Origin of the sequence: Nostoc sp. EspVER01 (assembly GCF_034530635.1) — a bacterium.
In the GTDB taxonomy this organism is placed as follows: Bacteria; Cyanobacteriota; Cyanobacteriia; order Cyanobacteriales; family Nostocaceae; genus Nostoc.
Genome location: NZ_JAVRCS010000006.1, coordinates 245,794 through 256,000, shown reverse-complemented (window position 1 = coordinate 256,000; position 10,207 = coordinate 245,794). Strand labels below are relative to the sequence as shown.

At 44.8% G+C, this 10,207-nt stretch carries 8 protein-coding genes; 6 read left to right on the top strand and 2 right to left on the bottom strand.

Features of this window, described 5'->3' with window-relative positions; all coding sequences use genetic code 11:
- Nucleotides 1-104: 104 nt before the first annotated feature.
- Nucleotides 105-2,810, bottom strand: coding sequence for a cyanophycin synthetase (gene cphA, locus RMX69_RS08085; protein ID WP_099100271.1), 2,706 nt, complete (start codon nucleotides 2,808-2,810; stop codon nucleotides 105-107).
- 174 nt (nucleotides 2,811-2,984) lie between these two features.
- On the bottom strand, nucleotides 2,985-3,848 hold the full coding sequence (locus RMX69_RS08080; protein ID WP_179068376.1) for a cyanophycinase: 864 nt from the start codon (nucleotides 3,846-3,848) through the stop codon (nucleotides 2,985-2,987).
- Between the two features lie 538 nt (nucleotides 3,849-4,386).
- On the opposite strand from RMX69_RS08080, the gene trmD reads away from it, so the two are divergent.
- The 6 genes from trmD (at nucleotide 4,387) to argH (ending at nucleotide 10,162) form a co-directional block, all read left to right on the top strand.
- Nucleotides 4,387-5,121 (top strand): tRNA (guanosine(37)-N1)-methyltransferase TrmD, encoded by a 735-nt coding sequence (trmD, locus tag RMX69_RS08075; protein ID WP_289796805.1) that lies wholly within the window; start codon nucleotides 4,387-4,389, stop codon nucleotides 5,119-5,121.
- Between the two features lie 41 nt (nucleotides 5,122-5,162).
- Nucleotides 5,163-5,648, top strand: coding sequence for a 2-C-methyl-D-erythritol 2,4-cyclodiphosphate synthase (gene ispF, locus RMX69_RS08070; RefSeq protein WP_289796804.1), 486 nt, complete (start codon nucleotides 5,163-5,165; stop codon nucleotides 5,646-5,648).
- Between the two features lie 63 nt (nucleotides 5,649-5,711).
- Nucleotides 5,712-7,493 (top strand): ABC transporter substrate-binding protein, encoded by a 1,782-nt coding sequence (locus RMX69_RS08065; protein ID WP_322637116.1) that lies wholly within the window; start codon nucleotides 5,712-5,714, stop codon nucleotides 7,491-7,493.
- 78 nt (nucleotides 7,494-7,571) lie between these two features.
- Complete coding sequence (gene larB, locus RMX69_RS08060; protein WP_322637115.1) at nucleotides 7,572-8,360, top strand: nickel pincer cofactor biosynthesis protein LarB; 789 nt, start codon at nucleotides 7,572-7,574, stop codon at nucleotides 8,358-8,360.
- A gap of 106 nt (nucleotides 8,361-8,466) precedes the next feature.
- Nucleotides 8,467-8,673, top strand: a complete 207-nt coding sequence (locus RMX69_RS08055) for a hypothetical protein (protein WP_289796801.1) — start codon at nucleotides 8,467-8,469, stop codon at nucleotides 8,671-8,673.
- A gap of 103 nt (nucleotides 8,674-8,776) precedes the next feature.
- On the top strand, nucleotides 8,777-10,162 hold the full coding sequence (argH, locus tag RMX69_RS08050) for an argininosuccinate lyase (RefSeq protein WP_322637114.1): 1,386 nt from the start codon (nucleotides 8,777-8,779) through the stop codon (nucleotides 10,160-10,162).
- The last annotated feature ends 45 nt before the right edge of the window (nucleotides 10,163-10,207 follow it).

Genomic DNA, 10,207 nt, shown 5'->3' with positions numbered 1-10,207 from the left:
CGCCCAGATTTAACTGAGAGGTGCGGGGAATAATATCCCCCATCGACTCAACCAAAACAGTAATTAAAATAGTCAGGAGAAGTCAGCGCACTGACTCCTCCTGACTACAACAAGGTATTAACAACAGAAGAAGGTGCGATCCCATTTTGGGAATCGATGACAGTTGTGCCGGGATTTTGTTGGTGTGTCTCTTCCTTGGCTAAACCACGCAGCTTAATTAACTTAATCGCGCGAGTAACGCTTTCTGGCAAAATTACCACCAGGCTGTTATCAGGAGCCATGTCTAAGCCTTTATTGATCGCTTGGGTTTCATCCAGAATTGATTCATAGCGGCTATCAGGCTTAACTTCTGTGATGCCTTGAATAATTAACTGGGCAGCTGATCCCCGTAGTCGTCCCCGTGTATCATCGTCTTCTTTAATGATGATGTAATCAAAAATTTGCGCTGCTAATTTGCCCAAAGTAACAAAATCTTCGTCGCGGCGATCGCCTGGGCCACCAATTACGCCAATCCGTTGTCCTGTAGTCCAGTTCCGCACAAAGGAGCCTACAGCTTCGTAACTGGCTGCGTTGTGGGCATAGTCCACCAAAGCGTGGTAGTTGCCTAAATTAAATAAATTCATTCGTCCCGGCGTTTGACTAACTGAAGCCCGGAAGGTCTTCAAACCAGCACGAATCTGCTCAATTGTGACGTTTTGCACAAACGCTGCCAAACTTGCTGCTAAAGCGTTGGCAATCATAAACGGCGCACGTCCGCCCATTGTTAAAGGTATATTTTCAGCTCTTTCTATGCGGTGTGTCCAATCACCTTTAACAATTGACAAATAGCCATTTTCATATACTGCCGCTACTCCACCCTTTTGGATGTGCTTCCGCACTAATTCCGAATCGGGGTTCATGGTGAAGTAAGCAATATTAGCTTTAGTTTTTTCTGACATAGCAGCGACGCGGCGATCGTCGGCGTTAAGTACCGCATAGCCATCAGGGAATACAGCTTCGGCTACTACGCTCTTGAGATTAGCTAACTGCTCAATGGTATCTATATCGCCGATTCCTAAGTGGTCGGATGCTACATTCAATACCACCCCTACATTTGCGGCTTCAAAGCCCAATCCAGAGCGAAGAATGCCACCGCGAGCCGTTTCTAGTACTGCTACTTCTACTGTGGGATCTTGGAGGATGACGTGGGCACTTTGGGGGCCTGTATTATCGCCAGATTCTACTAAGTAATCACCGATATATGTCCCATCAGTTGTAGTATAACCTACTACTTTCCCCGTCTGTTTATAAATATGTGCTAGTAGTCGAGTAGTGGTGGTTTTGCCATTAGTACCCGTGATACTGAGGATGGGAATTTGGCTAGATTGCTCGTTAGGAAACAGCATATCCATCACTGCGCCAGCGACGTTGCGGGGAATGCCCACACTTGGGGCAACGTGCATCCGAAAACCGGGAGCGGCGTTAACTTCAACAATCACGCCATCTACTTCCCGCAGAGGACGGCTAATATCTGTGGTGACGATATCGAGTCCGGCAATATCTAAACCGATAATCTTGACTACTCGTTGTGCCAACCAAAGATTTTCTGGGTGAATTTCATCGGTACGGTCAACGGCACTACCACCTGTACTCAAGTTGGCTGTTGCTCTGAGATAACAAATAGTGCCCTTGGGTGGCACGCTATTTAGGGTGTAACCTTGCCTTTCTAGCAGTTGATAGCTGGTGCGGTCTAGTTCAATCTTGGTCAGGACGTTATCATGTCCTTCACCGCGATTTGGATCAAGGTTTGTTTCTTCAATCAGTTCGGCAATGGTGGATCTGCCGTTGCCAATGACATGAGCCGGAACACGTTCGGCTACTGCTACTACTTTGCCATTTACCACTAGTACCCTGTGGTCGCGTCCAACGTAATATCTTTCGACAATAATTGACCGGGAAACTTGTCTGGCAGCTTCATATCCGGCTTCAGCTTCTTCCCAAGTTCTGATATCAATGGTGATCCCACGTCCATGATTGCCATCTAGTGGCTTGATAACGATGGGATAGCCGCCAACGAATTCAATTGCTTGTTCTAAATCGTCTAAGAAGTTGATTACTGTACCTCTGGGTACTGGCGCACCAGCAGCAGCGAGGATGCGTTTAGTGGCTTCTTTGTCGCAAGCTAGTTCTACACCCAGAATGCTGGTGTTATCAGTCATTGTCGCCTGCATCCGCTTCTGGTTCACGCCGTAGCCTAGCTGAATTAAAAAGCGGGCTTCCAGGGACATCCAGGGAATGCCTCTTTTTTCTGCTTCTTTGACGATCGCTTCGGTGGAAGGGCCTAAAGAAGCATCACGGGTGAAGTCTTTCAGGTCTTGGATATCTTGCTCTAATTCTGCTTTGGGATAACGGCCTCGATCGACGATACTCTGGCACAGCCGTACTGCGGCTCGTCCAGCGTAGCGTCCCGCTTCCTCATTCAGATATTCGATTACTACTTGATAAATTCCGGGTGTGGCAGTTTCGCGGGTGCGACCAAAGCCGACATGCATACCAGCTAATTCTTGGAGTTCTAAGGCTACGTGTTCCACTATGTGGCCAATCATAGTGCCTTCTTTGACTCGCATTAGAAAACCACCACGACAGCCAGGCGAACAATAGTGGCCCTCCAGACTTGGCAGCGCCTCAACTAATCCTTCATAAAAGCCAGGGATTTCATTCGAGGGCGTCTCGCCAAGGGTTTCTAAATCGAGGCGCATGACGATCAGTTTGTGGCGTCGAATGCTCCAATAGTTTGGGCCGCGTAAGGTCTGGATCTTGAGGATTCTCATGGGAATAGGTAGATGGAGATTCGGAACCAAAATTCTAGTTTCTTACTGGAATTGACCGCTAAACTGTTCGTTATAAACAGTTTTTTCTTTTTACATGGTATTCTTATCATTTTTCTACGGTAAGAAATAATAAATGTGCGGTCAACTCAGTGTAACCTCAGATACTCTATCCCGTCAGCTGGAGATTCGGTGTACAGCAGGCAATACAGTCCGCTGGTACAAGTGGAAGCGATCGCCGTAGCTGAGGATATGGAGACGTAAATTATGTACTGTTAAGGGTTCATTAGCACCGACATGAGGTTCGTTGGTATGGGTCAGCTCAGTGGGATCAACAATGGTGACACTGCCTTTGCCCATAACTTGTAGCCAACCATCACGTTCAAACACTGCACAAGTATCTTCGTCAATGCCAATACCTAAGCGATCGGGATGAGCTGAGATCGCACTAATCAGTCGCCCCATCCGATTACGGTTATGAAAGTGTTGGTCAACGATTACTTCCGGAATAAATCCCAAACCCGTTGCCATATCCACTAGGGAACGATTGGGCGTCTCTCCACTACCGCCGCCAGCAATCATGTGATGCCCCATCACCGCCGCTCCTGCACTGGTGCCTGCTAACGTCAATTGCCCTGCTCTCACCCGCTGGCGAATAATTTCCATTGCTGGCGTATCTGCCAATACGCCACAAAGACGCAGCTGGTCTCCTCCTGTCAAAAATACCCCGCTACAGGCTTCTAAGGATGCTTTGATCTGGGAGGCTTCACACTGTTCTCGTTCGCGGATGTCTAAAATCTCTACCTTCTGGGCACCCATTTCTTCAAAAATGCGAATATACCGACCACCAATGATAGCGGGTTCGCGAGAGGCAGATGGAATAATTGTAATATAAGCCTTACTAGCGCCGGCACGTCCAAAAAAAGTTCGTAGGATTTCGCGCCCATGAACTTTATCTTCTGCACCTCCGATAACCAGAACGGCGGTTTTAGTTGCTTGGGGTGTCCTCATTTCTAGCGATTTAGCTTGTAATTGCGGCATTTTGGTTCTCCTGTCAACAACTTCAGGTGAATTTAACAAGGTTCAGTTGCCTGATGATTTTTGCGCTTTGCTTCTTCGAGAGGACACTTTTTGGAAGTTTGGAACTGGGGAAAGCCACTCTCCAAATTCTCGCTTAACGCTCGCGTTGCCTCAGTCTAAACGTGTTTGTTCACATTCCTCAAAGCCAGCGCCTTGTTTTTCACCTGTCCACTTGTAGCAGGGCAAAATAGTCTTTAAGTGGCTATATTCCCCCTTTAGGATTGGGGAAGAGCAATTAAGACTACGCTTTTTTCTGAGGCTGGCTCGATGCATCCTGGAAGTTGTTAACTTGATATGATTATTAATTTAAATGTAGTTGTGACAACATTTAAACATAAATTAAGTAATTAGAAAAACTTTTGATCCCATCTAAAATCCAGGAGGTCTGGTAGTTTTAGATACTATTGATAAAGTTTAACTGGAGTTTAACCCGACCTTGGCTTGCTGGTGTTTGCTAGACATTCAAATTTAAGATTAGTGTCCTCGAATACGAATAACTGTGCGCTTTGATATAGTTACGCTTTTTCCTGACTGTTTTAACTCTGTTCTCAATTCTGGGCTGCTGGGTAAAGCCTTAGCCAAACAGATTGCCGAAGTGCATCTGATTAATCCACGGGACTTTACCACTGACAAGCACCGAAAAGTAGATGATGAACCCTACGGCGGCGGTGTTGGGATGCTAATGAAGCCAGAACCTATTTTTACCGCTGTAGAGTCGCTGCCGATTCTACCCCGAAGAGAAGTAATTTTGATGAGTCCACAGGGTCAAACAATCAATCAACCTCTTTTGAAAGAATTGGTGACAAATTATGACCAGTTAGTAGTTATTTGTGGACATTACGAAGGAGTGGATGAGAGGGTGCTACATTTGGTAACTCGTGAAGTATCCTTGGGCGATTTTATTCTGACTGGTGGGGAAATTCCAGCAATGGCTTTGATTAATGGCGTCGTGCGGCTGCTCCCAGGAACCGTGGCCAAAACTGAGTCCCTCATAGCAGAAAGTTTTGAAGAAGGGTTATTGGACTATCCCCAATATACTCGTCCTGCCGATTTTCGCGGTTTAAAAGTGCCTGATGTCTTGCTCAGTGGGAATCACGCCGCGATCGCAAAGTGGCGTTATGAACAACAAATTCAAAAAACCCGCGATCGCCGCCCCGATCTCTTGGAGAAATTGCAGCAGGGGGAGCAGGGGGAGCAGGGGAAGCAGGGGAGCAGGGGAGCAGGGAGAGAATAATAATTTCTAACTCTTGACCAATGACTAATAACTAATGACAAATGACTAAAATTCGTATTGGTAACGGCTACGATATTCACCAACTGGTGAGCGATCGCGCTTTGATTTTAGGTGGAATTAAAATTCCCCATGAACTCGGTTTATTGGGGCACAGTGACGCTGATGTGTTAACGCACGCGATTATGGATGCCATGCTTGGGGCATTATCTTTGGGGGATATTGGTCATTATTTTCCGCCTAGCGATCCTAAATGGGCGGGAGCAGATAGTTTAGTACTATTAAATCAAGTACATCAACTGATTCGGGATCGAGGCTGGCAGGTGGGAAATATTGACTCGGTGATAGTAGCAGAACGCCCAAAATTAAAACCACATATTCACAACATGCGCGACAAACTAGCGGCTGTTTTAGAATTAGAACCAAACCAAATTGGCATCAAAGCTACCACTAACGAAAAATTAGGCCCAGTTGGACGTGAAGAAGGTATATGTGCTTATGCTGTTGTCTTACTAGTTGTTTCAGAGTAACTTTTGTTTTAGTCTCTGATCGAGATATTGAAGACTGATTAAGATGGAAATAAATTTGGAATTATGAAATTTTTTAGACAAATTTTTCTGGCAATTAAATATTTTTGGTTGCCAATAATTTTGACTTCAGCAACAGCATTTACACTTACCGCTTGCAACCCCACTAACTTTAAAAGTGCCGCTGCTCAAATGCCGCAATTGGTAAGTGCCATTCTCAGCGATCCCAAAACTTTCAACTACCCTTTGAGTCAGGAATCTCCGAATGTTTTTCCTCTGATTTATGAAGGGTTAACTACTGAAAACCCCATAACTGGCAAAATAGAGCCTTCTTTAGCAGAATCTTGGGAAATTTCTGATGACAAATTACGATTTGTTTTTACCTTACGTAAGGAATTGAAATGGTCTGATGGAGAACCTTTAACAGCAGATGATGTAATATTTACCTTCAACCAAATTTACCTGAACGAAGCGATTCCCGCAGATGCTAGAGATGTGCTACGGATTGGTGAAAGTCGGGCTTTGCCAAAGGTACGAAAAATTGATGCTCTACGAATTGAATTCACAACTCCAGAACCATTTGCACCGTTCTTAGGAACTCTAGGACTGCCAATTTTGCCTGCCCATACTCTAGAACCATTTGTCAAGACAAAAGACCAAGAAGGTAAGCCCATCTTTTTGTCAAAGTGGGGTGTTGATACTCCTCCAGATCAAATTATCGTCAACGGCCCTTACAAGCTAGAGCGCTACGACACAAGTCAGCGTGTAGTCTTCAGGCGCAACCCTTACTACTGGCGCAAAGGGCCGAAAGGAGAACCCCAACCTTATATTGAACGGATTGTGTGGCAAATTGTGGAATCGACAGATACATCCTTGCTGCAATTTCGTTCGGGCGGATTAGATACTGTGGGAGTCTCACCAGATTATTTTTCTTTGCTAAAGGTGCAAGAAGATCAGGGAAATTTCAAAATTTTCAATGGTGGCCCAGCAACTGGTACAACGTTTATTTTATTCAATTTAAATAAAGGTAAAAGGGATGGAAAACCGCTGGTTGATCCAGTTAAATCGCGTTGGTTCAATACTGTAGAGTTTCGACAGGCAGTAGCCTATGCAATTGACCGACAAACAATGATTAACAACACTTTTCGTGGCTTAGGTAAACCACAAAATTCTCCAATTTCTGTGCAAAGCCCTTATTATTTGTCGCCAGAAGAAGGCCTTAAAGTTTATAACTACAATATAGAAAAGGCGAAGGAACTGCTACTAAAAGCAGGATTCAAATATAACAACAACCAACTAATTGATGATCGAGGAAACCGCGTTCGCTTCTCGTTACTCACCAATGCTGGTAACAAAATCCGTGAAGCAATTGGATCGCAAATTAAACAAGACCTGAGTAAAATTGGTATTCAAGTCGATTTCACTCCTCTAGCGTGGAATACTTACACAGATAAGCTGTCAAATTCATTAGACTGGGAAGTTTCTATGCTGGGTCTGACTGGTGGTTTAGAACCAAATGATGGGGCTAATGTCTGGTCTCCCGAAGGTGGATTACACATGTTTAATCAGAAACCCCAAGCTGGACAAAAGCCATTGCAAGGTTGGGAAGTGGCTCCTTGGGAAGCAGAAATTGCTAAGTTATACATTCAAGGAGCAAGGGAATTAGATCCAGTGAAGCGGAAAGAAATTTATGCCCAAACCCAAAAGATTACCCAAGAAAATTTACCGTTTATTTATCTAGTTAATGCTTTATCAATGTCAGCAGTGCGTAATCGCTTTGAAGGCATCCAATACTCTGCACTTGGTGGCGCATTCTGGAACATTCATGAAATTAAAATCACGGATTAATCATGGAGCATTATAGAGTATTGGGAATTAGTTATTGCACTACTGAAGAAATGACAAAGAACAAAGGGCTAATTACCAATGACTGATGAAAAAACTTTGCGATCGCTACTCGTTGCGGTTGCTAATGGTAAAGTTACCCCAGATACGGCATTAGACTCACTCAAAGACTTAACTTATGAATCTGTAGGTGAATTTGCCAAAATTGACCACCATCGCCAGCTAAGAACTGGTTTCCCAGAGGTGATTTGGGGCCCTGGTAAGACTCCAGACCAAATTGCTCAAATTATGGAAGTGATGCGCCTCCGTAATCCTGTAGTCATGGCAACCCGCATTGAAGCAGCAGTTTATGCCGCACTGCAATCAAAAGTTAGTGGTTTGCGATATTACGAATCGGCGCGAATTTGTGCGATCGCTCCCCCTAGCATCGAACCACAATTCCAGGGTAAAATTGGCATTCTTTCTGCTGGTACTGCCGATTTACCCGTTGCTGAAGAAGCTGCTGTCACTGCTGAACTTTCTGGTTTTCAGGTACAGCGTCTCTGGGATGTTGGCGTTGCTGGGATTCACCGCTTATTAAGTAACCGCCACCTGATTGAGTCAGCATCAGTGTTGATTGTCGTGGCGGGGATGGAAGGCGCTTTACCCAGCGTTGTTGCAGGTTTAGCGAGTTGTCCCGTGATTGCCGTACCCACCAGCATCGGCTATGGCGCAAGTTTTGGTGGTTTAGCACCTTTATTGACAATGCTTAACTCTTGTGCTGCGGGAGTAGGTGTAGTAAATATCGATAATGGTTTTGGTGCAGCAGTTTTGGCGGGACAGATTTTGCGGACTGCCGAGAAATTGCGGTTGGCATCGGCTACATCTTGAGTTAAGACATTGAAGTTACATCCAATATTTCAGTAAATATCAGTAATTAATGTAAATAATAAACTGATGCTGAAATTTGCCACCCTTAACTTCTTAATCACAAAAGATGAGCAATTACAGCGATTTGACATCTCAGTTTCTTTGGCATTTGCCTGTAAATTGGACAGCCCTAGCACAAACAATCACCGATCCAAACGTTATGGGTCAGATGCAAAAAGCTTGGAGCCACTTTATACAAACAGGTCAAGTATGGGCATTGTTGATTGGTTTAGTCATTGGCTATATGATTCGGAATCTAACTAGCTACGGTTAAATTTAAAAGTTAGGAGTTGAAAGTGAGGAGTGAGAAGTTAGGAGTCAAAAACTCATAATTCCTCACTCTTAACTCTTAACTATCGCCCACCTTTTCATAATTTATGACCAAAAAAGAAACTTGGAGCCAGCGATTTGAATCAGCGTTGCACCCAGCGATCGCTCGTTTTAATGCCAGTATAAGTTTTGATATTGAATTAATCGAATACGATCTCACTGGTTCTCAAGCTCATGCCAAAATGCTTGCTCACACTGGCATCATCTCCCCAGAAGAAGGAGAGCAACTGGTTGCCGGTTTAGAACAAATTCGCCAAGAGTATCGCCAAGGTAAATTTCAGCCTGGTGTCGATGCTGAAGATGTGCATTTTGCAGTTGAACGCCGACTGACAGAAATTGTTGGCGATGTAGGTAAAAAGGTGCATACAGCGCGATCGCGTAATGACCAAGTTGGTACTGATACCAGACTCTACCTGCGCGACCAAATCCAACAAATCAAAAGCGAATTGCGAGAATTTCAAGGTGTTTTACTAGATATAGCCGAAAAGCACGTTGAAACTCTAATTCCTGGTTATACCCACCTCCAACGCGCCCAACCCGTGAGTTTAGCTCATCACCTCTTGGCATACTTTCAAATGGCGCAACGTGACTGGGAACGCTTGGGAGATGTTTCTCGCCGTGTGAATATTTCACCTTTGGGATGTGGTGCTTTAGCAGGAACTACTTTCCCTATCGATCGCCACTACACAGCCAAACTATTGAATTTTGACGATATTTATGCTAACAGCCTCGATGGAGTGAGCGATCGCGATTTTGCGATCGAATTTTTGTGTGCTGCTAGCTTGATTATGGTTCACCTCAGCCGCCTTGCAGAAGAAGTCATTCTTTGGTCATCTGAAGAATTTCGCTTTGTCACCCTGAAAGATAGTTGTGCTACAGGTTCCAGTATCATGCCCCAAAAGAAAAATCCCGATGTCCCAGAATTGGTGCGGGGGAAAACGGGACGTGTATTCGGTCATCTCCAAGCGATGTTAGTCATTATGAAGGGGCTACCCCTGGCATATAACAAAGACTTACAAGAAGATAAAGAAGGTCTATTTGATAGCGTTAATACAGTCAAAGCGTCTCTAGAAGCGATGACGATTTTGCTCAGGGAAGGCTTAGAATTTCGTACCCAGCGGTTAGCATCAGCTGTGGCGGAAGATTTTTCTAATGCTACCGATGTCGCAGATTATCTAGCCGCACGTGGCGTTCCTTTTCGGGAAGCTTACAACCTTGTGGGTAAGGTGGTAAAAACTAGTATTGCCGCAGGTAAACTCTTAAAAGATTTGAAATTGGAAGAGTGGCAACAACTACATCCGGCATTTGCAGCAGATATTTATGAGGCAATATCCCCTCGTCAAGTAGTGGCAGCCCGCAACAGTCACGGAGGTACTGGCTTTGTACAGGTAAACAAAGCACTCATAGCCGCCCGCGCTGAAATTGCTCAATAGAGGGACTGGGGAAAAGGAGACAAGGGGAGTTTTGGAATAAATCTC